The sequence below is a fragment of the Burkholderia sp. THE68 genome (assembly GCF_009938265.1).
In the GTDB taxonomy this organism is placed as follows: Bacteria; Pseudomonadota; Gammaproteobacteria; order Burkholderiales; family Burkholderiaceae; genus Caballeronia.
The window spans coordinates 1,637,665-1,662,674 of record NZ_AP022316.1 but is presented as its reverse complement, the minus strand read 5'-3'; the positions used below and the strand labels follow the sequence as shown (position 1 = coordinate 1,662,674).

The 25,010-nt window shown below is 61.2% G+C and carries 16 protein-coding genes; 4 read left to right on the top strand and 12 right to left on the bottom strand.

Annotation, left to right across the window (positions count from 1 at the left end):
* The first annotated feature begins 43 nt into the window (after nucleotides 1-43).
* Both BTHE68_RS21060 and BTHE68_RS21055 read left to right on the top strand, forming a co-directional pair.
* Complete coding sequence (locus BTHE68_RS21060; RefSeq protein ID WP_162068148.1) at nucleotides 44-682, top strand: LysE family translocator; 639 nt, start codon at nucleotides 44-46, stop codon at nucleotides 680-682.
* Nucleotides 683-771: 89 nt separating this feature from the next.
* The gene (locus BTHE68_RS21055; protein ID WP_162068147.1) at nucleotides 772-2,064 is read left to right on the top strand and encodes an FUSC family protein; all 1,293 of its coding nucleotides are present in this window, start codon (nucleotides 772-774) and stop codon (nucleotides 2,062-2,064) included.
* Between the two features lie 43 nt (nucleotides 2,065-2,107).
* Here BTHE68_RS21055 and zwf read toward each other — a convergent pair whose 3' ends face one another.
* From zwf to BTHE68_RS21025, 6 genes are all read right to left on the bottom strand, one after another.
* Nucleotides 2,108-3,583 carry a glucose-6-phosphate dehydrogenase gene (zwf, locus tag BTHE68_RS21050; protein ID WP_162068146.1) on the bottom strand — a complete coding sequence of 492 codons (1,476 nt, stop codon included), beginning with the start codon at nucleotides 3,581-3,583 and terminating at the stop codon, nucleotides 2,108-2,110.
* Between the two features lie 175 nt (nucleotides 3,584-3,758).
* The gene (locus BTHE68_RS21045) at nucleotides 3,759-4,658 is read right to left on the bottom strand and encodes a LysR family transcriptional regulator (RefSeq protein ID WP_162068145.1); all 900 of its coding nucleotides are present in this window, start codon (nucleotides 4,656-4,658) and stop codon (nucleotides 3,759-3,761) included.
* A gap of 71 nt (nucleotides 4,659-4,729) precedes the next feature.
* Entirely contained in the window at nucleotides 4,730-6,826 is a 2,097-nt protein-coding gene (locus tag BTHE68_RS21040; protein WP_162068144.1) for a 2Fe-2S iron-sulfur cluster-binding protein, read from the bottom strand.
* A 50-nt stretch (nucleotides 6,827-6,876) separates the two neighbouring features.
* Nucleotides 6,877-7,497: a glutathione S-transferase family protein gene (locus tag BTHE68_RS21035; protein WP_162068143.1), complete on the bottom strand. Its 621-nt coding sequence runs from the start codon at nucleotides 7,495-7,497 to the stop codon at nucleotides 6,877-6,879.
* 165 nt (nucleotides 7,498-7,662) lie between these two features.
* Nucleotides 7,663-7,875 (bottom strand): hypothetical protein, encoded by a 213-nt coding sequence (locus BTHE68_RS21030; protein WP_232078028.1) that lies wholly within the window; start codon nucleotides 7,873-7,875, stop codon nucleotides 7,663-7,665.
* A 191-nt stretch (nucleotides 7,876-8,066) separates the two neighbouring features.
* On the bottom strand, nucleotides 8,067-8,249 hold the full coding sequence (locus BTHE68_RS21025; protein WP_162068141.1) for a DUF1289 domain-containing protein: 183 nt from the start codon (nucleotides 8,247-8,249) through the stop codon (nucleotides 8,067-8,069).
* 281 nt (nucleotides 8,250-8,530) lie between these two features.
* Between BTHE68_RS21025 and BTHE68_RS21020 the strand changes: the two genes are divergently transcribed.
* Nucleotides 8,531-10,531, top strand: coding sequence for an AI-2E family transporter (locus BTHE68_RS21020; protein ID WP_162068140.1), 2,001 nt, complete (start codon nucleotides 8,531-8,533; stop codon nucleotides 10,529-10,531).
* Between the two features lie 12 nt (nucleotides 10,532-10,543).
* Here the strand turns inward: BTHE68_RS21020 and BTHE68_RS21015 are convergent, their stop codons facing one another.
* From BTHE68_RS21015 to BTHE68_RS20990, 6 genes are all read right to left on the bottom strand, one after another.
* On the bottom strand, nucleotides 10,544-10,777 hold the full coding sequence (locus tag BTHE68_RS21015) for a hypothetical protein (RefSeq protein WP_061175052.1): 234 nt from the start codon (nucleotides 10,775-10,777) through the stop codon (nucleotides 10,544-10,546).
* Nucleotides 10,778-10,827: 50 nt separating this feature from the next.
* A complete protein-coding gene (locus BTHE68_RS21010) occupies nucleotides 10,828-12,387 on the bottom strand; it encodes a methyl-accepting chemotaxis protein (RefSeq protein WP_162068139.1) in 1,560 nt (519 codons plus the stop codon).
* A 155-nt stretch (nucleotides 12,388-12,542) separates the two neighbouring features.
* Complete coding sequence (locus BTHE68_RS21005) at nucleotides 12,543-13,337, bottom strand: 3-hydroxybutyrate dehydrogenase (RefSeq protein WP_162068138.1); 795 nt, start codon at nucleotides 13,335-13,337, stop codon at nucleotides 12,543-12,545.
* Nucleotides 13,338-15,358: 2,021 nt separating this feature from the next.
* The gene (locus BTHE68_RS21000) at nucleotides 15,359-16,393 is read right to left on the bottom strand and encodes a ComEC/Rec2 family competence protein (protein ID WP_162068137.1); all 1,035 of its coding nucleotides are present in this window, start codon (nucleotides 16,391-16,393) and stop codon (nucleotides 15,359-15,361) included.
* Nucleotides 16,386-19,106 (bottom strand): hypothetical protein, encoded by a 2,721-nt coding sequence (locus BTHE68_RS20995; protein WP_162068136.1) that lies wholly within the window; start codon nucleotides 19,104-19,106, stop codon nucleotides 16,386-16,388. Before BTHE68_RS20995 ends, BTHE68_RS21000 begins: the two co-directional genes overlap by 8 nt.
* Nucleotides 19,107-20,588: 1,482 nt before the next feature.
* Nucleotides 20,589-21,908 (bottom strand): hypothetical protein, encoded by a 1,320-nt coding sequence (locus BTHE68_RS20990; RefSeq protein WP_162068135.1) that lies wholly within the window; start codon nucleotides 21,906-21,908, stop codon nucleotides 20,589-20,591.
* A 1,106-nt stretch (nucleotides 21,909-23,014) separates the two neighbouring features.
* Between BTHE68_RS20990 and BTHE68_RS20985 the strand changes: the two genes are divergently transcribed.
* The gene (locus BTHE68_RS20985) at nucleotides 23,015-23,338 is read left to right on the top strand and encodes a hypothetical protein (RefSeq protein ID WP_162068134.1); all 324 of its coding nucleotides are present in this window, start codon (nucleotides 23,015-23,017) and stop codon (nucleotides 23,336-23,338) included.
* Nucleotides 23,339-25,010: the final 1,672 nt, after the last annotated feature.

Genomic DNA, 25,010 nt, shown 5'->3' with positions numbered 1-25,010 from the left:
GTTCGCGCACACTGACGGGCATTCGAACGGACCCGCAACCGCCATGAACGGCCACGTCTTTTTCAGCGCGAATCTGCTGATCGCTTACTCGGCGTATTTCGTCGGCACGGCAAGTCCCGGGCCGAGCAATCTCGCGATCATGTCGATTGCGAGCACGTCGGGGCGGCGCGCGGCGTTCGCGTTCGCCGCGGGCGTGATGTCCGGCTCGTTCTTCTGGGCGATGCTCGCCGCGCTCGGCCTCTCCGCCGCGCTGACGGCGTATTCGGGCTTTCTCATCGGCGTGAAGATCTGCGGCGGGATCTATCTGCTGTGGCTCGCGTTCAAGTCGGGGCGCGCGGCATGGAAGCCGCCGGTGCGTCAATCATCGGCGGATGCGAGGGGACAAAGCGGCCGCAAGCTCTACGCGCGCGGCGCGCTGCTGCATCTCACCAACCCGAAGGCGATTCTCGTGTGGATGTCGGTGGCGGCGCTCGGATCGTCGGCGGGCGAGGGGCCGGGTCATATGCTCGCGGTCGTCGCGGGGTGCCTGTGCATCGGCGCGTGCGTGTTCGGCGGCTATGCCGCGCTCTTTTCGATGGCCGCCGCGCGGCGCATCTACAAGCGCATCCAGCGCGGTCTCGATGCCTGCCTCGCGCTCGTGTTCGGCGCGGCGGGCATTCGGCTGCTGACTTCGCGCGTGTAGCGGATTTGCCGCATCTTTTGCGGTTCGGCTTTGCTTCTGGACGATCGGCGGCTACGCTCAAGGCACACGCCTGAACAATCGCCAGAACGATGCCCACCGACGATTCCCCGCGCCACGCCCATCCCATACAACACGAAAGCGCAGCGGCGCTAGGCGCGCTTGCCCACATCATCCGCGATGCGTTCGGCGCGCTTGGGCGCGAACTCATCGCCATCAGACCGACGCCGGCGCGCGCGCTCTTCGCCACGCAGGCGATGTTGTCGGTCGGACTCGCCGTCGCGCTCGCCTATGCGTTCCACCTGAGCAACATCTGGTGGGCGGCCATCAGCGGCTTTGCCGTCATGCAGTCGAAGTTCTCGGCGTGCGCGCAACGCGGCGTGCAGCGCGTGGTCGGCACGGTCGCGGGCGCGCTCATCGGCGCGGTGGCGGGGCCTGTGATCGGCGATATGCCGTGGTTTTTCGTGCCGCTGCTCGGCGTGATCGTGGGCGTGTCGGTGTATCGCGCGCTCGTGTCCGACGCGGGCTACGCGTGGGTGCTCGGCGCGGTGACGGCGCTGATGGTGACGTTCGAGGCGCATCGGCTCGTGTCGGCGGCGGCGACGGCGTCGTTCGCGCTGCTGCGGGTGGCGGAGGTGATCGTCGGGACGGTAGCGAGCGTGGCCGTGTCGGCGCTGTTTCATGCGGGCGTGCAGCACTATCGGAAGTCGCGCGGGACGGCGCCGGTGCCGCGCGCGCAGGCGGCATCGACGGTCGATCGCGTCGATGGCGTCAACGCGCAGACCGTCACCGTGATTCCTTCCGATGCCGCGCAGGCCGTGCAGGCGCTCGATGCGATGCATATCGCGCGCGCCGAGCAGACCGCGCTCGCGATGCGCAAGCGCCTCGCGTGGCAGGCCGCGTGGTCGGTGATGATTCTGGCGGCGCTCGCCTACACGTGGAATCTGCCGGGCTTCGCGCAGGCGATGGTGACGGCGGTCGCCGTGCTGATCCTGCCCGCATCGGCGCTCGGCAAGCCGACGCACAAGCCGGTTGCGGAGCGCATGGCGCAGCGGTTCATCGGTTGCCTGCTGGCGGGTGCGGTGAGTCTTGCGCTACTGCCCGTGCTCGGCGATAACGCGTTCGCCTGCATGATCGCGCTGTGCGCGGGCGTGTGGATAGGGTGCCACGTGCAGACGGGCGCGCAAGGCGCGAGCTATGTCGGACGGCAGTTCAGCATCGCGTTCATCATGGTGTTCGTGCAGGACCATCATTGGTCGTCGGATCCGATGCCGGCGGCCATGAGGCTTGCGGGGATACTGGGTGGGGTCGTGGTGCTGTCGGGGGTGATGGCGGTGGGGGCGGGGTGGAGGGCGAGGCGGGCGCCGCACACCGCGATGCGGTGACACCGCGCCACCCGCACCGCCGTGTACATCACGATTCAGCGATTCAAGCCTCTTCCGCCCAGGCCTGATTCTCCCGCGCCATCAGCGCGCTCGATGCCGCCGGCCCGAACGTCCCCGCCGTATATCCACGCGGCCGATCGCCCAGTTCCTTCCAGCCATTGAGGATCGGTTCGACCCACGTCCACGCCGCTTCCAGTTCATCGCGCCGCATGAAGTGCGTGAGCCTGCCGCGAATCACGTCGATCAACAGGCGCTCATACGCTTCCGCGCGCCGCTGCGTCATCGCCTGCTGGAGATCGAGATTGAGCGTGACCGGCTGCATGTGCATGCCGCTGCCCGGCTCCTTCGCCATCATCTGAAGCTGAATGGATTCTTCCGGCTGCAGCGTGATGGTGAGCCGGTTGCCGTAGTGACGCGGGCCATCAGGAATGATCGAGAACGGCAGGTCCGCGAAGTCGATGACGATCTCCGAGCGGCGGTTCTGCATGCGCTTGCCTGTGCGCAGGAAGAACGGCACATTGGCCCAGCGCCAGTTGTTGATATGCGCGCGCAACGCGACGAAGGTTTCCGCGCGGCTGTCGGCCGGCACGTTCGGCTCCTCGAGATAACCCTTCACCGCCTCGCCGCCCACCGCGCCCGCCGTGTACTGGCCGCGCACGGTATCGCGCGCGGTATCGGCGACGGTCATCGGCCGCAGCGACTTCAGCACCTTCAGCTTTTCGTCGCGCACCGCGTCCGGATCGAGCGATACGGGCGGCTCCATCGCGACGATGCACAGCAGTTGCAGCAAGTGGTTCTGCACCATGTCGCGCAATGCGCCGGTGTGATCGTAGAAGCCCGCGCGGCTGCCGACGCCAACCGTCTCCGACACCGTGATCTGCACGCTCTTGATGTACGGCGCCTGCCACAGCGGCCCGAAGATCGCGTTGCCGAAGCGCAGCACCATCAGGTTCTGCACGGTTTCCTTGCCGAGATAATGGTCGATGCGATAGATCTGCTCTTCCTTGAAGTGCTTGCCGACCGCATCGTTGATCGCGCGCGCGGAGGCGAGATCGTGACCGAGCGGCTTTTCCAGCACGACGCGCGCGTGGTCATCGAGAATGCCGGCGCTGTCGAGGTTCTCGCAGATGGTGACGAACAGTTCCGGCGACGTCGACAGATACAGCACGCGCTGCGAGCCGGGCCGCACGGCCTGCGCAAGACGCTGGAAGTCGCCGGGGTTCTCCACGTCGACCCGCACGTAGTCGAACAGCGCGAGGAATTTGTCCCACGACTGCGCATCGAACGCCTTGGCGTCGATGAACGGGCGCGCCTGTTCTTCCATGAAGTTTTTCAGGTAATCCTCGCGCGCCCAGTCCTTGCGGCCGATCGCGAGAATGCGCGTGTCGGCGGGCAGGTTGCAGTGCATGTGCGCCATGTAGAGCGCGGGCAGCAGCTTGCGCGCCGCCAGGTCTCCACCGCCGCCGAAGATGATCATGTCGAGCGGGCGTTCATTCGAGGGAGAAGTTGGATTCGTCATGGTGCGTGAGCCGGTAAAGGTTCAGGAAAGCCGAAAGCGCGGCGATCGGTGCGATCGTTCGAGACAGCTATGTTGCATGTTTTGCCGGCATTTTGCACGGCAGTCGTGCTAACGGCCGTTCGATTCGACCGACGATGGACGAAATGTCACCGACAGCGCGTATGTTTAGCGCGCCTTAGCGCAACGATTCATCGGCCCGCAGGGTGGCCACGGCGAGGTCGAGAAACGCGCGCACCTTCTGCGTGACATGGCGTCCTTCGCGATGCACGAGATGGATCGGCAAGGGCGGCGGCTCGAATTCGGGCAGCACGATGACTAAGCTTCCCTCGTTCACATGCTGCGCGATCTGATACGACATCAACCGCGCGATGCCGAAATCCGCGAGCGCGGCGGCGATGGCCGAATCGTTGGTGGTCGTCGTGAAGCGCGCATGGTTGCGCACGAGAATCTGCCGCTCGCCGTCGTGCAGCCGCCATTCCGGCGGCGTCGACGAGCCCGTCGACGCAATCACGACATGCGCGGCGAGATCGTCGGGATGACGCGGCGTGCCGTGCTTCGCGAGATAGGCGGGCGACGCGCACAGCACCCGCCGCACGCGCCCGACACTGATCGCCTGCAACGATGAATCCGGCAGTTGCGCGATCCGCACCGCCACGTCGATGCCCTCGTCGACGAGATTGACCACGCGGTCGACGAACCAGCAGTTCGCATCGGCTTCGGGATAGCGCTGGAGGTAGTCGAGCACGATCGGCGTGACGTGCAGCCTGCCGAACATCGCCGGCGCGGTGATCGAAAGCAGGCCGCGCGGCGACGAGTGCGTGCCTGTGGCGGAGAGTTCGGCGGAGTCGATGTCGCCGAGGATGCGGCGGCAGTCCTCGAAATAGCCGCTGCCGGCGTCGGTGAGGCGCACGACGCGCGTCGTGCGCGTGAGCAGGCGCACGCCGAGATGCTCTTCCAGCTCCGTCACGACCCGGCTCACGACGGAAGGCGAGACGTCGAGTTTGCGCGCGGCCGAGGCGAAGCCGCCGGTTTCGACCACCGTGACGAAGGTCGTCATTGCCTGTAAACGGTCCATGAGAAAGCACGAGGCATGCGGGCTTGAAGGATGCCGTGCATTCTCGGGGATATGCGCGCGGGGCACAATCGTTAAAGATCCAGCTTGAGCGTGTCTCCTTCTTCGGCGGCCGGCATCGCGCAGCAGATCAACGCTTCATCGTCGCCGACATGGAACGCGGGCTCGCTTTCATACGACACCGCGCCCTGCACGATGCGCGTGCGGCATGTGCCGCAGGTGCCGCCCCTGCAATTGAACTCCGGCGCCAGGCCGCTCGCTTCCGCGAGTTCCAGCAACGTGCCGCCGCCCGGTTTCCATTGCGCGCTCGTGCCCGACTTCAGGAATTCGATTTTCACCGGTTCGGTCGCGGCGGGGCGCATCGGCTTGATGTCCGCGCCGCGATCCGCCGTGCGTTTCAGCGCCGACGGTCCGAACGCCTCAGCATGAATGCGCGTATCGGCGACATTGAGCGCGCGCAGGCCGTCGTAGATCGTCTGCATGAACGTGCCCGGTCCGCACAGATAGAAGTCGTAGTCGTTGAAGGGCAGGCGGCTCGTCAGCAGATCGATGTCGATGCGCCCCGATGCGTCGTAATCGCGCGTCAGGCTTGCGCCGTCCGTGTCGCTCAGCACGCGGATCACGTTCACCGCGCCGCCGGCGCTTTGCTCGAGCGCGTCGATTTCGCGCGTGAACGCGCGGCTCGCGAGCGAATGCGCCGACACGATCATCCAGACCGGCCGCACGCGCCGCTTGCGCAGGCCTTCGTAGACGATGTGCCGCAGCATCGCGAGCATCGGCGTGATGCCGACGCCCGCCGCCATCAGCACGGCGGGACGCCGCTCGAATGGATCGATCGTGAAGTCGCCCGCGGGCGCGCGCGCTTCGATGACGCCGCCGACTCGCAACGTGTCGTGCAGATACGCGGACACGCGTCCGCCGCGCTTCACGCTGATCCGGTACACGCCGTCCGACGGCGCGACCGAGAGCGTGTAGGTGCGAATCACCGGCTTCGCTTCGCCCGGCAGCGTCACGCGAATCGGCAGATGCTGGCCGGCCAGATGCGGCACGATGCCCGCGTCGTCGGCGGGTTCGAGATGGAAGGAGCGGATCGCATCGCTTTCATCGACGATCTTGCTCACGCGGAACGTCCGCCACACGTTGGCGAGCGCGGCGGCCTTGAGGCGCTCGGCCACTTGCGCCCAGTCGCCGGTCATCAGCGAATTGGGCGATGCGCCGTCGCCGCGCGCCTGCCACCGTATCGGCAGCGCTTCTGCGCGATACACGATGCGGCGCGGCGTGAAGCGCCACAGCCGCTCCGCGCCCTGGAACGCGGCGGTTTCGGGAGAATCGAGCAGCACTTCGGCGTCGCCCGCGAGTTGCAGCAGGTCGCCGCTCTCGAAGTCCGCGAACACGAGGCCCGCGCGGCCGTTCACGAGAATATTGCCAAGCGTGTTGAAGAACAGATTGCCCGCGAAATCGGGAATGGTGAACGAGCCGTCGTCCGCGAGACGCACGAAGCCCGGCTTGCCGCCGCGATGCGACACGTCCACTTGCCGATGCCCGTCCTCCCGATCGAAATACGACGCGACGAAGAACGTGTCCGCGTCCGCGATCATCGCCGTGGCGCGCGGCGAAAGCGCGTCGAGCACGACCGGCGGCACGGGCGAAGGCGCGGCCGGATCGCGCACGAAGTCGAAATCGCGCAGCTGGATGTACTGCGGGCAATTGCCGTAACTCTGCTCGACGGCCACGGCGAATTCGGCACTGGCGGCGTTCGCGCCGTCGCGGCGGATCACGCCGTTCATGCGGTTGCGCCGCCGCGTGTGCAATTCGATGCCGAGCAGTCCGACCGATGCGCCGTCGTCCATGCCGGCGTCGGCGGGATCGAGCGGATCGCGCGCGCGGCTCAGCGACAGCGTTTTGGCGTCGGGCGTGTGCATGAAGCCGGGATGCCCGGCGATGAGCGTCGCCCACGGATCGCCGTGTTCGTCGACGGCGCCCGCCACGATGAATGGCAACTGCGCGAAGAACTGGCGATGCTGGTCCGGCATGTAATCGCGCACGACGCGCCGCCCGACGCTCTCCATGCGCTCATGCGCGCCGAAGGCCTTCTGGATGGCGATTTCACCGCGATGCCACGGCGAAGGCGTGGCGACGGAAGCTGTATTCGGGAGCACGGAAGTGGACATGATCGTATGCCTCTTCGAGTCAGGCGCGGCGGCGAGCCGCCGCGCTCACTTTACGCCGCGAGACCCGCGGCCGTCTTTTGAAACGGAAGGAAACCGGGCAGCGCCTCGACACGCTTGAGCCACGCGTTCACGTTCGCGTAAGCGGCGAGATCGACGTTGCCTTCGGGCGCGCTCGCGATGTAGCTATAGAGCGCGACGTCCGCGATGGTCGGATGCGCAGCGCCGATATCCGCGATCCAGTCGCGGTTCGCCAGTTCCGCGTCGATCACTTTCAGCACGTTGTGCGCGCGGGCGATGACTTCGTCCGCGTCGAATTTCGCACCGAACACCGTGATCAGGCGCGCGGCGGCGGGGCCGAACGCGATCTGCCCCGCCGCGACCGACAGCCAGCGCTGCACGGCGGCGGCTTCGACGGGCGTGTCGGGCAGCCATTTCGCAGCGCCGGATTTCTTCGCGAGATAGACGAGAATCGCGTTCGAATCAGCGATGACCGTCTCGCCGTCCACGAGCACCGGAACCTGGCCGAAGCGGTTCAGTTTCAGGTACTCGGGCGTCTTGTGCGCGGCGGCAGCGAGATCGACGAACACTTCCTCGTGCTCGATGGAAAGCAGATTGAGGAAAAGTCGCGCGCGGTGCGAATGGCCGGACAGCGGATGGTAGTAGATCTTCACGGCAGGTTCCCTGATTCGGTTGGCGGCCGGGAGAAGTCCCGTCCTGTGAACCAAGTATGGGTTCCTGCGCAAAGAAGGAGAATAACAGGCAAATTCAAATCACTGTTCTCGATACGAGAACAGTGGCGCGTTTCCTACGACGCTGGCGAAGCGCCGCAGCCGCGCTCAGTTCGGCTTGGTCACGTTCGCCTTGTTGCCCGCGAGCGGCGAGCCGTAGCCGCCGCTGCTCGCGTTGTTCGGCAGGCCGTTGACGAGCTGAGCGCGCGGATCGCTGGGATTGAGATTGAGTTCGCCGGCCTGCGCGTTGCCGTGCGTCGGATACTGGCTGCCGAGCGGCGCGTCAGGCATGAGCTTCGTGCTGTTCTGCGGCGCGTACATGTCGGTTTCGACGCTCGGATGCAACTGCGCGAAAGCCGAAGTGGCCGCAAAGACTGAGGCAAAAGCGAATGCAATACAAGGCACTTTCATGGCGGACTCCTGCGAAGTCTTATTCAGTGTAGTCCGCGAGCGCGATGAAAATCGCCATCACCCTTTCGCCAACCAGTCCAGCGTTTGTTCGTTCGCGCCGCCTACTTCCGGTGCTTTTTGAGCTTTGCCTTGCGCTTCGGCCTGTCGTCGATGATCCGGATGCGATGCTTGTCCTTCATCTTCTTCCATTGCCTGCATTCGTCCTTCGTGCGCAGGCAGCCGACGCAAAAGCCGGTCTTCTCGTCGAACTTGCAGATGCTGATGCAGGGTGAATCGACTGCCATGATGTCCTTTCCATGAACGGCGGCGATCGTCAATGTCGCACGCGCCGTACCCACGCATCCAGCTGATAGTTTCGATCGTGCCGATAGACCGGTCACCGCTCCCGAACTTGCTCACCATTGCAATGAATGCAGTAGAATTCGGCTCCCGAATAGTCTCACCTCATCAGCGTCGGCGTGGCCGCGGCGGCATGGGCCTTGCTTGAGTACCGGCTGATCCCTGCACGTGTCCGCGTGCCGCTCGCTCCGCCTCTCACCGCCTCATACATTAACGAGCCGTTCCCATGCCGCAAGCACCCGGGCCGCGCCGGCCACCCGCGAAGATCCTGCCGCCCGAAGCGCCCGGCGTGCGCGCGCTGGCGTCGCTGGTGACGGGCGTCATCATCATATGTGCGCTGTACTTCGGGCGCGCGGTCATGATCCCGATCATCCTCGCGATTCTGCTGAGCTTCCTGCTCGCGCCCTTCGTCGACTTCCTGCGGCGGCTGCGCCTCGGTCAGGTGCCGTCGGTGATGGTCGCGGTGGTGATCGCGCTGTCGGTGCTGACGGCGGTCGGCGCGCTGATCGGCGCGCAGGTTGCGCAGCTCGCGGGCGATCTGCCGAAGTATCAGGTGGCCGTCGAGCGCAAGATCGAAAACGTGCAGCGCATGACGGTCGGCCGCGCCGATGAGTTTCTCGGCCGCGCATCGCGTGCGTTGAAGCGCCTTTCCCCCGCGCGCGAGCAGGAGCCGAAGAACGAGGACAATCCGGCCGCATCGCCGATCGATCAGCCGATGCCCGTCGAAGTGCACGAGCCCACGCCGACCCCGCTGGAGCTGGCGCAGCGCTTTCTGTCGCCTATCATCAGTCCGCTGGAAACCACCGGCATCGTGCTCGTGGTCGCGGTGTTCATCCTCCTGCAGCGCGAGGATCTGCGCGACCGCCTGATACGGCTCTTCGGCTCGCGCGACCTGCATCGCGCGACCACCGCGATGGACGAGGCCGCGCGGCGTCTGTCGCGCTATTTCCTCGCGCAGCTCGGCATCAACGTGAGCGTGGGCATCATCATTTCGATCGGGCTCGCGATCATCGGCGTGCCGGGCGCGCTGCTGTTCGGCGTGATGACCGCGCTGCTGCGCTTCGTGCCGTACGTCGGGACGTGGATCGCGGCGATCGTCGCGGTCGTGTTCGCGGCGGCGGTCGGCCCCGGCTGGGCGATGCTCGTGTGGACCATCGTCCTGTTCGGCGTGACGGATATTGTCGCGGGTCAGGTCGTCGAGCCGCTGCTGTACGGGCACAGCACGGGCCTGTCGCCGTTCGCGGTGATCGTCGCGGCGATCTTCTGGAGCTGGATCTGGGGGCCCATCGGTCTCGTGCTTTCGACGCCGCTCACGCTGTGCCTCGTGATTCTCGGGCGTCACGTCGACCGTCTCGAATTTCTCGATGTGCTGTTCGGCGACCGGCCCGCGCTCACGCCCGCGGAAAACTTCTATCAGCGCCTGCTCGCGAACGATCCCGACGAAGCGCTGGTGCAGGCCGAGACGCTGCTCAAAGAGCGCTCGCTGATCGCCTATTACGACGAAGTGGCGCTCGAAGGCCTGCGCTACGCCCACAACGACGTGCTGCGCGGCGTCGTGACGGCGGATCAGTTGCGGCGCATCAACGAATCGGCGCTCGACATCATCGAAGGGCTGGAAGATGCCGATGACACCGCCGTGAGCATCGAGCGCAGGGACGCGCCGCCCGCGAGCCTCGATTCCCCCGACGATGCGTCGCACCTCGCGCACGAAACGCCGCCCGCGCGCTTCGACGCCGAGCAGGAGGGGCATACGGCGTCGGTGCTGTGCATCGCGGGCCGCAGCGAACTGGACGATCTCGCGGCGACCATCGCCGTGCAGCTCTTTCGCAAGCACGGCCTGTACGCGGACCTCGCGGGTTACGAGCGGTTCTCGCGCGGACGCTTCAGCGAAGTGGATCTCGCGGGTGTGTCGATCATCTGCGTGGTGTCGTTCGATGCGGCCGAGTCGCCGCCGTATCTGCGCAATCTGCTGCGACGCCTGCATCAGCGGGCGTCATCGGCCGAGCTGATCGTCGGACTCGTGTTTCCCGAAAGCCCGCTGCAAGGCGAAGTGCTGGTGCGAACGAGTTCGGCGGCGGTGTCGTTCAAGGAACTGGTCGACGCCTGCGTGGCCGCCGCGCGACGTCAGTCCACCGACGGCGTGCCGTGGGCGGGTCTCAGCGACGCGGGCGCCGAAGCCGCGCTGAATGGCCCGGGCGAGACCGTGCCCGAACTGCGCAACGCATGAGGCGTCGCGCGCTTACCGGTTGCCGTCGAACAGATCGTTGAGCATGGTGTCGAAGGCCGCCTGCGCGTCTTCGAGTTCCTGGAGCGCGGCGTCGAAGGTCTGCAGCGCGATCTGCGACGGGCGGCCGTCGCCTTCGGGCGGAAACTGCGTCTGCAGCGCGAGGAAGGCGGACTGAACCTGGCGGGTCGCGTTGACGATACGTTCCATCGCTCGCGCTTCTTCCGCGCGATTGTTCTCAGCGGTCATCGGAGACACTCCTTGTGGGCAATGCTCCGATAGTACCAAGCGATGCGCGTTCAGGCCTTCGCGACGGTGAAAAGCCGCACGGCTTCATCGAGCACGACGGCGCGCTCCGCGAGGCGCTTGGCCGTGGCCGCCGCCTGCTCGACGAGCGCGGCGTTCTGCTGGGTCGAATCGTCGAGATGGGCGACCGCCTGATTCACCTGCGCGATGCCGTCGGCCTGTTCGCCGCTCGCCTTCGCGACTTCCATGATGATCGTCGATACGCGGTTCACCGCTTCGTCGATCGCGCGCATCTGGCTCGTCGTGCGCGTGACGAGGCTCGTGCCTTGCGCGATCTGCGCGACGCTCGTCGCCACCACGCCCTCGATTTCCTTCGCCGAAGCCGCGCAGCGCTGCGCGAGATTGCGCACTTCAGTCGCGACCACGGCGAACGAGCGGCCCGCCTCGCCCGCGCGCGCCGCCTCGACGGCCGCATTCAGGGCGAGGATATTGGTCTGGAACGCGATGCCGTCGATGACATCGGTGATATCCGCGATGCGCCGCGACGCCGTCGTGATGCCCGCCATCGTCTGCTCGACCTGACTCGCGATGCGCGCGCCGTCGTCGGCCGCGGCCTGCGCTTCCTTGACGAGTTCGAGCGCGCGGACGGTGGCGTCGGCATTGCCCTGCACGGTCGTGGTCAGTTGATCCATCGTCGCAGCGGTCTGTTCGAGCGATGCGGCCTGCATCTCGGTCCGGCGCGACAGGTCCGTGTTGCCGCTCGAAATCTCGTTGGCGGCGTCGAGCATGCCGCCGATCTGGCCGCGCACGTCGAAGACGATCGCCGCGAGATTCGCCTTCAACTGGCCGAGCGCGCGTTGCACGTCGCCGAGATCGTCGTGGCGCGCATCGGGCATGTCGACGGTCAGATCGCCGGCGGCCATGCGCGCGGCGAAGCCGGACATCGTGCGCACGGGCGCATCCACCTGCCGCGACAGCGCGATCCATCCCGCGAGACTCACGGCCGAACTTACGCCGAGCGCGATCCAGAACGGCAGCGGCGGCGCGCCGCGCCAGCCGGCCAGCGCCGCGATCAACGCGGTGACGGGCGCGGCGGCGAACGCCGTGCCGAGACGCGCGCTCACCGGCATGTGCGCGAGCGCCGCGAGCCTGCCCGCGAAACCATGCTTCACGAGCGCGCCGCGCACGAGTTTGTGCGACGCGTGGCCGGCCTTCATCTGTGCATAGAGCGCGGTCGCCTCGCGCACTTCATCGTGCGCCGGCTTCACGCGCACCGAGAGATAGCCGACGACCTTGCCGTGCTCCATCACCGGCGTGACGTTCGCGCGCACCCAGTAGTGATCGCCGTTCTTGCGGCGGTTCTTGACGAGCGCGGTCCACGAACGGCCGGCGCGCACCGTCGCCCAGAGATCGGCGAAGGCTTCGCGCGGCATGTCGGGGTGTCGGATGATGTTGTGCGGCTGCCCGATCAGCTCCTCGCGCGAGAAGCCGGATACCGACACGAACGCCGGATTGCAGTACTGGATGTTGCCGGAGAGATCGGTGGCGGAGACGAGCATCTCCGAGGCGGGGAATTCGAACGCTTGCTGGGTGACGGGTTGGTTGTTGCGCATGATGTCCTTGGCTCTGTCGATGCGCGCGCCGCCTGGTCCACCGGCGGCGCGCTTCGAATTACAAGGTCATAACGGCCTTTATCCCCACGATCTTTAGGGGAATCGGAGAGAAAGGCTCAAGTGCGGCGGAATGTCGCCGATAGGCTCCGCTTGCCTTACTGCGCGCTCCATCCCCCGTCGATCTGCAGGGCCGAGCCGCGCATTTCGCTGGCGGCGTCGGAACAGAGGAACACGGCCATGTCGCCGATTTGCTGCGCCGTCACGAATTGCGCGGACGGTTGCTTGTCGCCGAGCAGTTTCGCGCGGGCGGCGTCGGGCGTGAGCGAATCGCGCGCGGCGAGATCGTCGATCTGTTTCTGCACGAGCGGCGTGAGCACGAAGCCCGGGCAGATTGCGTTGACGGTCACGCCGGTGCGGGCGTTTTCGAGCGCGGCGACTTTCGTGAGGCCGAGAATGCCGTGCTTGGCCGCGACATAAGCCGACTTGCCTGCCGAGCCGACCAGCCCATGCACCGACGCGATGTTGATCACGCGGCCCCAGTTGCGCGCGCGCATCTGCGGCAGCGCGACGCGCATCGTGTGGAACGCCGAGCTCAGATTGATCGCGATGATCGCGTCCCAGCGATCGACCGGGAATTCATCGATGGTCGCGACGTGCTGGATGCCCGCGTTGTTCACGAGGATATCGACGGCGCCGAATTGTTCGTGCGCGAAGGCGATCATCGCTTCGATCTCTTGCGGCTTGGTCATGTCGGCGGGGTGGTGCACGGCTTTCGCGCCGGTCGCTTCGATCTGCTTGAGGGCGGGGGCGGTATCGCCGAAGCCGTTGAGCACGAGGTTCGCGCCGGCCTGTGCGAGCGCAGTGGCAATGCCGAGGCCGATGCCGCTCGTCGAGCCGGTGACGAGTGCCGTCTTTCCTTCAAGCGATTTGTTCGATGCGGGTTGGGTCATGGGCGGTTTTGTCTTTCCAGATGGTTTGGGTTTGTTTCGAGGCCATTGCTTGGCCCGGCGCTTTGGTTGGTCTTGCTCTGGTTGAGAGTTTGGCTTGACGGTTGTGGGCGCGTAATTAGGGTTGCCGATGGGTTTTTTTTCTCGCCGGATCCCGTTGGCGTGTTGGTCTATTAGCGTTGCCCCTGTGCGGGGCGGCAGTCACTTTCTTTGCTGCTGCAAAGAAAGTAACCAAAGAAAGCAGCTCGAGACGCCCGCGGTCACACGCAATTTGGGTAGTCTTCTCCTCGCTCGTGGCGTCTGTAGCGAGTGCCCTCACAGGCCACCTCGGGCTTGGACCGCGCACGGTCTGCCACATCGCACCACGTGCGTGGCTGGTTCAGCACGAAAAGGCTCCGGCCTGCTTCGCGGCCGATGGGTCAATCGGGTCTGCGTGTGCTTCTGCGTTTCCCTTTTCTCGTCGGTTTCCCTTGCATACCCAACGGCAGCGCGCAGCGCTGTGCCGAAGCTATTTCGTGCTGAACCAGCGCACTATAAGAACTAGCTAGTCAGACCGTGCGCGGTCCAAGCCCGGTTAGGCCTACGAGGGCACTCGCTACAGACGCCACGAACAACGAGAATAGTGGCCAAATTGCGTATGACCGCGGGCGTCTCGAGCTGCTTTCTTTGCCTACTTTCTTTGCAGCAGCAAAGAAAGTAGGTGCCGCCCCGCACAGGGGCAACGCTAATAAACCGACACGAAACCGGGATCCGGCGAACACCTGGTGGCACAACTGAAGTTTGACTTTGGCACGGCGGAGAGTTTGGCATTTTCCCGCCAAATTCACCCCTTCACAGTCGATTTCAACACTAGACGGTCGCGGAAAGTTTGTCCTTTTCTCGGAAATGGGTCAGAAGTCTGGCAATTTGCGGATTTTATGACGAGGTAGCGTCCACTCCGGGCCCCGGAAGTCTGTGGTCTTGACGATCGTCCAAGATGCGCTGCATGAATTGGAATCGCAGTACTGCTCGTGTGCTCGCTGACTCCGACGTCGGAAGGAAACAATCTCCAGACATATTAGCTTAAAGCTCATTCTTTCTTGGTTACTTCGAGGCAGTCTCGGAAGACTACGAATGAGAATTGTCCGACTGCTGTGGAATAAATGGGGTTGCATCAATGACTGAAGGCACTGGTTGCGCGCCGCGTTGCCCGAACATCGGCACTTCGCAAAGATTCCCGCGCCCGGGCTACGGAAACGCACAAATGGTGGACGTCGAGTAAACCGGCATTCTGGAAGGTCGATCATATCCAATCCACACGGCGCAAACCGCGCACGCGATTCTTCGCCGGACGCGCCTTTGACCTTGTTGCGTCCGTGCAACGCTGAACGAGCTTCGCTACCAATGTTGGCGCTTGTTGACAATCGGCGTGGTGCACACGGCGGGCGGAAGCAATGCGACATTCAGCCGATAGCTGCGATGCGCCGTGAGCGCGCGAAACCACTAAATCGGTCCCTGAACTTCGCGGAGGTCCGGCTATTGAAAGGGGCAAGTGAAAAGGGCCACACGAGTCTCAGGCATGAAAATAGATTTGTACGAAAGGCGGCGAGCAACGCAAATCCATTTGAATTTTCGGACTTCTCAAGACGGGCTGTCCGAGGACGGTTGGCTACTCGGATCCCAGCACTTCAATGTCCGCGATATGGGTAATCCTTCTGCGACGCTGTAACCAGTGACGTGGGTCGTCTGAGCGACGATCTGACCGATTCGGGAACTATGCTCTCTTCGTGGCGGCGCGCGCAGGAAGGCGGTCGGACATCATGCGTTTCGACCGTATTCAGTCTTCAGCCACCGTCGGAGTTCGAGCGTTGGGGGTGGACTTTGCCGGAAACTCCTCGTTGCAAGTTCAGCAGGCGTGCGGAGGTCCGTTACATCGGCGCTACCAAGCAAGCCGCTGGCAGTCGCAGAGGGACGGGGCCGACCCCTCGCATTTTTCTTTGCTGAGGAGACCAGGAGGCACCCTCTTAGAGCCAGAGGTCGATTCTTCAGACCTCGATGCCGATAAATACGTCGTCTTTTTCCGGAAAAGCGGTGCTCAGAACAGGCCAGTTGCACAACCCTGTCTGGCTCCATCTGAGTGTGCGAGTTACTGCGTAATTGAAGTAAAGTTCGCCAACGCGGCTACCAGAGGCGGCTGCAAGTCTTGCAATAAGTTGATTGTCCGGATGTGCATGCCCTTTTCCGCTTGTACTGAGGATGAAGCGGTGGCACCCAATTGATTTCAATAGGCTTGCGTCAGTGTTAGCCTTGCTGCCGTGATGGGAAACCTTCAGCAGGTGAACCTCAATGTCGCGCTTGAAGCAGTTGAACAGTCCAGACTTTACGTCGCTCGCGAACGCGTCGGCGGCGAGTAAAAGTCGCCGCCCGTCATATTCGAGCAAAAGCGCGATGCTGCTACCGTTCGGGACCGACTGATCCGCATTGAAGTGGTCTGTCGAGGTGAGCGTTTTGAAGTTGCCCGGCGGCCACGGGTCTTTTTGTCCCAGCAAGTCACTTGGTGCGTGTTTCGTTCCAGGTGGAGTGCCAAGGGTGCGCCATTGTTGCGCAAGGGCTGAAAGTCGCCTCGGGCTCGGGGAAAGGACATACACCTTCATGTCACCGGTAAGCTTAATAGGCGCGACCACATGAAGCACAGCTTTGTTATCAAAGGCTTTGTTCCAGCAATACTTGCCCTCGATGAGGGCGGTAAGCTCGTCGCCCTCCTTAGGTCCCAATCGATCGGCTGTCCCATGAACGTGCGTGTAGCCGTTGAACCAGATGTCATTAATCTCGAGCCAATCAGGCTTATCCGTTAGCAACTCAATGACGCCTTGGATGTGGTCGAGGTCGTAATGGGTTACTACCAGCGCCTCGAGCCGCAAAACACTGTCGACCTTGCTCTTTTCGAGGACGGATATCAGGTTGGCGCATGTACCGCTGGGCCCGCCATCAATCAAGATATGACATGGCGCTTCTGGCGTACCATAACTGATAAGCAACGCGTCACCATGTTCGGCCTGAATCGCCTTGACCTCAAACATGCTCGGCTCCTTTGTGAAATGGATTCGGCGCTAAAACAACGGAAGCATCCCCATAAGCTACCAATGCAAGTCCCAGCGCGATGTCGGCCACTAGGAGCTTTCTCCTTAAACGAAGCATGAGTTCGCCGATTGATACCACTTCAGTGCTTTCGGGCGAAACAGCTTCTCGCAGAGCGAGCGCCAGCTCGAGGGCGGATTTGTTCGCATGGCGTCCAAGTACATCGGTCATGGCAGCGATCACCACACGGGCCCCTTCTCTCATGAGCACGTACGGAAGCCCTGCGCCGACCATGCGGCTATACCCCGAGGAACATCCTATTGCAATCGCGATGGGGTGCTCGTTTCCAATATAAGCAGGAGAAATTGCACCAATGATCAAGGTGTCGTCGGCGCCCAGATGTAACTCGTTGTTTTCGATATGAACAACAAGCATTAACAAGGATGGACGCTCGCTTCGAATCGCGTTCACCCACTCGCGCCATGAATTTGGACGAATGCAATCCAGCGTCTCGACAACGTCGCTTGTGCGAAGATGTCTCTGCGGCGACGCATCTTGCTCTTGGTCGAACTGGTCCGCTTCGTTGCTAGCACAAAACAAGATCGGATTGACGTTCGTTATCTGTTCGCGTTTATTAAGCGCGGTCGGAGACGCGAGCCAGATACCTGGCGGGCTGCCCCGAAGCCATGTTTGACGCTCAATAACTGCGGTGACGCCGAGGAAACCCATCGGACAAAATTGCGTGAGAGCCGCCCGCTTGGGACAGGCCGGAACTGCTTCGCCCTTGGAAAGACATGCATTGCTCTCTGTGCACAGTCCACCAACATTATTTGGCGGAATTTGCCCATCGTACAGGTATTCCAACGGGAAAAAGGCGTCTGACTGTGTCGTCAGTTGAACTCTGTCAATGTGGAGGGGCCATCCTTCGACGTGATCTCGGAGGTAATTGAGTAGAAGTCTTCCATGGTTAGCCAGATAGAAAAGCGTTTGTGCCGTCGACGCGTCTGGATTGACGACAGCTCCTTCCAGGATCTTTAGCATCTCCTGCCGCGCCGTGTCGGCTTGTGTATTCGAGATTGGCGATAACTGAATCCTCAAATCCATCAGCGACGTGAGACTCGGCTCGCCTCCGAGACTATCGTTGACCAGCAAGGCGAGATCGAATCGACTTTGATGATGAGCAATCGGAGAGGCGATGCTCTCAACATTGAATTGAACCCAGTCGTCAGGATCCCCCTGCAGGCGCGCCGTCTGAAGAATGCGTGCGCCATCGCTAACAATGAAGCGAAGGTCCATACGTCGATTTTGCAACGCATAGTCGAAGCACGCGGCGGTTGAACGCCCGTAAGGAGGAACGTCAATTGCAAGAGTTACGGGGTCCGAGCCAAGCTCGAGCATGTGGACCTGGAATTTCTTTGCGTCACCCTGCCACTTGACTTCCTCGTCGGGAAAAATCTGCCGATCCTCATCGAGCTTAGTCTTCGGACGGATGTCAACGAGGATCTCGATGCTTCCCGACGTTGGTAGGCGTCGGATGAGTTTAGATCCAGACATCAATCGCGCATCAAGCACGCGCGTGCTCGGTTGCGAATCGTCCTCCGATTCCACGAGCGCGATACCATCCCCTGCGCGGGCGTCACGCGCGGATGTACTGAACGCCGCGCCTTCCTTCAGGACCCGAGATCCGGTCTTCGACGGCGCACCGTCTGTGCGTAAATCGGAGTCCGGCTCGTCCACCGGCCTCCAGGGAGAACTTGGGGCAACAAGATCATCTTCTGGATCGCGTCTGGGTGACTCGATGGCCGGCCCTGAAGGCGCGCGTTCGACTGAGGTTAGCGGCAAATATGAAGGGCCATCGTCTGGGCGGATGAACCTGCTATTGCTGTCCAGAATGAATGTCTGCGTCGCCGCCACTACCCGCGCCTTCTGTCCGGTTTTGGCATTTGCGGCTTTCACTGCATCGTCAATCGGCGTCCAACGTTCGGACCACGCGGAGAAGAACGCTTCTAGCCAAGGGCGAGCCTGAACACGATCGACTGGCACAGAAATCAAGCAGCGGGCGCGATGCTGTTCGCGCGAGTGCAGGAAGCGTTCAATAGTGCCATTGGTCTCCGCGCCAACCATGATCGCGACCATTGTCGGCACCCGAGTTCTTGGCAGCTCCTGGGAGGACAGGACGTAGACGTCGGTCGCCGACGCATCAGTCTGCCACGTGGCATTGGGCAAAGCATGGAAGCCATCCGGGTGCTCACTGCGCACCAAGTTGGACGCTTCCACGACCAGGCGATTTGACTGTGCTCGACGAGTCGTTGGCAACGGGACGGACGCTCGTCCGGGCCATTCGACAAACACATGCTCTGGGCTGACAACTTGGCTCAGGTCGCTCACGATCGCGTCAACAGACGCTGGTTGCTGCTCCCATACGGACTTAGAAACACGGATTCGAAGCCCTTCTCGCTCTACAATATCCTTCAACGCCTCTGCAACTTGGATCGCTAGGCCGGGCTCTACAAAGTCGCTGGCAGCGAGCACTTGGGGCGCATGGCCCCAAAGCGCAACGCGGTGCCATGGGATGTTTCGTTTAAGGAGCCGTCCGATCTCACGGGGATCCGTCGGTACAAAGCGAACGTTCCGTGCCAGCAAAATCCCAAGGCCTGCACGAGCAGAAGGTGCGAATCGTGCGTCGGATCCAAGCCATTTATTGTCGTCAAACATTTCGCCCTTTCTTCAATCAAACACTGCTGGACTTGGTTAGCAAGCGGGCTTTTCCTCAATGGAAGAGCGTCCGTCCCTATCCGTTGAGGTAACTCGGTGTGTTATGAAAAAGGGGCGATTCTTAATCAGCGAACAGCCTGCTCTTGGAGGCTATCAACCACTCTTCGCACAGACCGCCCTTCAACGTGAGCATCCGTCTAACTCCGGATCATCGGATCTAGATTGAAACGGGCCTTAGGCGTTAACGGCGGAAGCATTAATTTCTTGAGGGGAGGAGTTCTCAGCCTTTTGCGACAGGGCCCTGCGTCTGTGTGTGAGGTTAATTTCCCACTGTCGGACATCAAACAAGTCGCAACTTGACCGCTCCAGATCCTACAATGTCCAGATATCTCTCCAACATCTTCGCGGCGAATTCCCTACTTGCGATTTCGATGAATTCGGTGACTTCCTTCGTATTCGGGCGTAACAGCCTCGTGCTCGGACCGACGCCGGCGCTCGCGGTCCGTAAGGCGGAGCCGGAGCATCCAATACACCACGACGTCGGCCGTCGTGAGCGACAAAAACTGCAGCTTACGCTCGATGATGGACGAAGTAGAACTCCCTCGACTTATTCTTCTATGCGTCCGTGTCGTAAGAGCAGCCTCGTCTTGGTCTGCGCAAGGGGGCAGAGCGCGTCTTGGATTGGTGTTGGCGCTAAGCGGCCACGGGAGGGTTGCGGGCACACGAACGCGACGCTACTCGACATCCAGCTTCCAAGGCCTGGCTAGGTATCTGCTATCTTTTCACCAACGAGACCAATCATGAGGACATCAACTATCAAGCGAAACGTTATGTAGCGTCAGCCGAATCGATAAGACCGCTCTTCGCTGCAAAGCCATCAATCTTTCGAGTTACTTTTTGCCGGCCGTTCCGTGAACAACGCCCTGATGTTTCCACTGGTGGGCTGCAACACCGCAAGTGAATCATTGTGCATCTGTTGCCACTCGCGACACATTCCGTTAAACGAGGAAATTCCGTCTGCAAAGTGTGGAGGGGTGCCTTCGAGGTAGCTATCAAACGACGAGATGCAAGCTTGGACCGGTGTGGCGTCGTCGAAGGCGTCCGACCACAAAGGTAACAAGAGTGACCGTGTGCGAATCATATGTTGCAGTAGTTCCATATATCCGCGATGGCACGACATCAGAAGGAAGTCCGGTGGCGTGCTATGCAGTAAGAGCGACTTGACCTTATGCATAATTGATCGTCGGTCGCGTCTATTCGCCAGTTCAATGTGCAGACACTGCGATGAAGGTGACTCGACGATAAGTTGCAGCACCCCTTGTGGTGCAAATCCCTGTCGACACGGCCGTTGAGTGACGTACCAGACCGTGTTCTCGGAGACTGTGGTCAAAAGATAGCTCGAATCCGAGCTCTCTTCAGAAACATTGGTTTGTCCTTTTTTCATTGAAGCCTCAAGTTTGGGTGATTTGCAACAAATGCGCTCTACGAATGCATTACCGCTTCGAATGCCGCGTCGAGCGCATCGGCGGAGAGCGTTCGGACGAGCTCTTTAGCGGACCGTAGGCTATCCACTCCTATTACATCGAAGGAAATGTGGGCGCTAGCCGAACGAGGACGGAGATCATCGAGTTTCCGAGTCCAGTCGGCTTCTTGTGTGGCATCTATGCCCTCGATCAAGACGCCAATTTTAATCGGCTCGTTCAGCGCAAAACTGCTCAGCGGTAACGTTTCGAATGCAAACCTAAGCTGAGTAGCTCCGAGGGCGGCTTGGCCGCGTAGGATGCATCGACACCAATTAGCGGTGCTCTCATTGAGAATGGCGTCGCCCGTTGCAGGCGCATCCTGAACGGCGGTCGGCTCTCGAACCGAGAATATTGCATCGCCCATTGAAAGTATCGCGAGGGCGGATGCCGCCGCATTGGGCTGCTTTTGAAGCAATTCAATCTGATGAATTAAGAAATTTTTTTCTCCTGGGTTGGTGGCGTAAAAGGACCGAAGGGCCGGTGTGTCGCCTCCTTCGGCGTGAAGATGTACGACGGGCGCTGGTATCGGAAAGCGCATTTTCTCTGTTCGACATGTTGTCTGGCGGCCGGATCTGGCTTTCGCGGCGCGGACATTCGGTCCGATCTGAGCGAGCCTCTTTGAGATCTGCGTGTCGGTCGGCAAGCGCCGGTCGTGGGAGAGCACGAAGCGCGGATTCCAAATGCGGGCGTCGCACGGGCTCGCCTTTGAGTCGAATCTTGCGTGCAATGTAGACGCGTGGCGGCGCTCGGTGTCTGATTGCCGGAGTGCTGATGAGCCATTTTTGCTGTTCCTTTGAATTAAGCCCGACACATCGCGCCCAACACATGCGATGGCGGCATCATGTCCTGTTTCCTCGGGCGCTGGACCGCAGAAATCAATATCGTGCACGGTCACGACGTCGCGGCCTGCAAGAAAAATGGGGCGATCTTTGATGACTTGCTGTGCTATGGCCAGCTTTGTTGAATCTGCCTTAAGTTCCTCGCCGCCCAGCGCCCACAAAACGGGGGACGAAAGTCTCCGGAAGAGACACGCAGTTTTGTCTACAGGCCCGTGATCGCCTGTGGCCAAAACGATATCCGTCGGTTCCTTCGGCAACTGCGCGAAGACAGTCTCATTAAACGAACCCTTCAAATACAAGAAGGACGAGACGTGTTGACCAAACCAGAGCTCTGCAGCTTCATGCCTGGACGGTGATGGGAAACCACGCAATGAGCAGATGTCCTCTCGACATATCTGATTGACATCAAAACCAAAGTTGTCAGGTACAAGATTCTCCACGACGACCTCCGGTAAGGAGTTGAGTTGGGGGGGGCGCCCCCGTTTCCTGCACCTTTTCGAGCAGACTCGATCGAGAAGGGCTTTGTTGAAGAAGCATTGCAGCTTGTAACGCCGACAGTAGCGCCCATCCTTGCAAAATCCCGCTTGTCCAGTCAATCAAAAACATAGTCATGCTAAGCAACTAATTCATGAAGAGAATCCAGCTTGTTCAGCACGGCGTTATGTAAGGGTCGCAGCCCGCATCCGGCGCATGTTTTAGGCTGAGCAGAGGGATGGGCCTTGTACTCGATCTCGGCCCAAGATCCGTCTTCGTGGAAGACTTGATGGCGCCCCAAAAAACACGGTGCCGCACAAAGTACGCCGAGTGTGTACAGCCTAACTTCCTCCGACTCCTCAGTGCACTTTCCAGAGGAATCGGTCGACACCCAGTGACGTGTGTAGCGCGCGGCGACAAGCAAGCGGTTAGGGCATCCCTGAGCGTTTGGCGCGAGAGGTGCCGACCGGAGGTTTGTGGAGCCAGCCATGTTGCGCATTGTTGAACTCCTTTTGAAGTGAGAAAAGAGGGGGGGCAGGCGAAGTGTAGGTCATGATCGGCGTAAACCAAAGAAGAGCCGCTCCGAAGCGAGCAGGCTGAGCTTCTCGCTGGGATAATTAAAGCAACAGCTGTGAGCACTTCGAAGTCACAGGTAAACCTTGCGCCTTAGGCGTTCGTGATCTATCTTTCAGGACCAGGGGGCTGCCACCTTGCAATACGTTGGGGCTGGTACTTAGAGAAGGATGGAGTGCAGCGCAGTTGAACATGTGCAGTACAACTATGCGATCTGGCTTCACGAAAGAATTCGCGTTGTTGGTCGATTGATTTACTGACGCACGCTCGAGTCATCCGTCGGTACAGGGCTTGGGATGAGATCCATGAAGCCTCTGCGCCTTCAAGTGGAGCAAGTCCACGCGGTTCCCGCGCGACTCGACACAGATGTCGAAGTTCTACGTACGGACACACGCTGGGATGTAACAGGCAGGAAGTTGTTGGTCGCATCGACGAAGACAACGAACAGGGCGCAAGTGTTAAGGCTCTCTGGGTTTCCGACCTACACAGGAGAAACGTCATGAAAGCAGCAGAAAGAAGCTTCGTGCAAAACGATAAGTATGCCTACATAGTGAAGCTGTCGACGGGCGAGAAGCTATTTTGGGGGGCACCGGAACGTGTAAATGTCTCGGTAACTCTGGAATCTACTGGGCCCGCGCAGGACCGCACAATCATGGACGACTTTTACGGGCGTCTAGAGGCCTACCGAGATACTGGCCGAACAATTCGAGGCAGTAATTGCATCGTGTACGTTAAGTTGGACGCGCGCGTCGCAAATGTATTTGCGTACCCTCACCGCAAAGAGGGCAGCAAGAAGATGCGCAAGCCTCAACAGCTTCATTGAGGTCTTCTGCGACCCGAACCGGTGACTTTCCGTCGAGTGCGGCGGGACGGTGTCGCGAGAACTGCGAGTCACAATTAATTTAAGGAGGGCTGCAGTATGTCCGAAAATGAATTGGAAAGTGTCGATGGGAACAAGACGGACCGACGCGTTATGGATCGTCGTTCGAGAGACTTAAGGTCGAGCCATGCCGTTCCACTGTTTTCGAAGCGCAGAGACGCTGACGCTGACGGCCACCGTCTTGGCTCGATCGAAGTGGGCCAGGAAGCGCCGTCGGCGAAAACTCGCGCGTTTAACGGACTCATGCGCTTTGTCACGAGCGTTCGCAATGTTTTAAGCAAAAGCGGGGGTCTGCAAGCAGGCTTGAGTGGGCTCGATCAGGAGGCCGGGAACGTCGTGAAATCACTTTCGCGGGTCAAATCGACTGGAGCTGAAGATGACCTCCAAGGTCGCGAAAACGAAAGCTCGTCAATCGCGAGTCTGCAGACAGAGAGTCGTCCATGGTATAGCGGAACTCCGTTACTCGGTGAGCCGCGTGCCCCGAGTTCAAATGGCTCGTGTGCTGCACTTGGTGAGGACCAATCTATGGTCGACCAACGCGTCATTGCGCTGATGGGCGACAATCGACGGAAATTTCGTTCAGGCGAATCTGTTCCGGACCTCGCCTCAACACCGCCGGGAATGAGCGACACGGAAACGTTGGACGAAGTCTGCCGACGGATTGTGGGGGGGCCTGTCTATCCAGAAGGGGTTAGAGTGGAGAATGATGAGATATTGTCACCTTTCGAATTCTGGTATGCCGCTTGGTTCGAGCGCCGTGGGCGGCCTTGCACACTCGTGGTGTGCAAATTTGGACGAGACCCGACCGATGTCTCACACTTGTATTTCACGTCCGAGCGTAGTCAATTGACAATCTTTCACGGAATCCGTCGTTGCAAAAGGGACCTCGATCTTTCGCGTGCCTCTCGCAAGAGACTAGAGGCCATGTGCGTCGACATGTACGAGCTAGACGGAAGGAACCGGCAGATGCCTGAAGTACCGCTTCACGAGCGCATAACAAACGAGTGGCTTGGCGACGACTTGATCCGCGCCATGCGCATCGCGGGGATCCGAACCATCGGTGAGGCAAATAAGTTCCTACTCAGTCACATGAAGCGCCGCAACGCTGACCGTCAGCGCAGCGCAGGTCCCGCAATCTACCACGCCACAGAGCGTGGACCTGTTTCGAGAGGCATTGATATCTCGTCGTCGCCCCCGTGGGCACATGTGCTTCGCGAGACGGAATACGACTCTCGGAATCCGAGGGCAGCTGAGGTCGAAAAAAGGAAGAATGGAGACGGATGCGCGATCACGACGCTGAAAGGGGATAGTGCAGTTGGCCGTGAAGCTGATGCGAGCTTTCGCTCGTCCGGTAGAAGGGTGCTGCAGGACAACACATTTATATACAGGAATGTCCAATACCGCGTGAATGTCGTAAGCGGAGACCTCCGGACGGAGCGGGGACGCGTTGAGATTTGGGAGCGAGCTGATGGGTCAATTCGCGTAGGTCCTGACGCGCAGCATTCAGTGACACGAGTGTTACCAATTCGTCGGTCTGCGAGTGGGCGGGGAACCGCGTTCTTTCCAGCGACACAATTCCAGCGCAGGTCATAACGACGTCTGACATCCCTCGGTG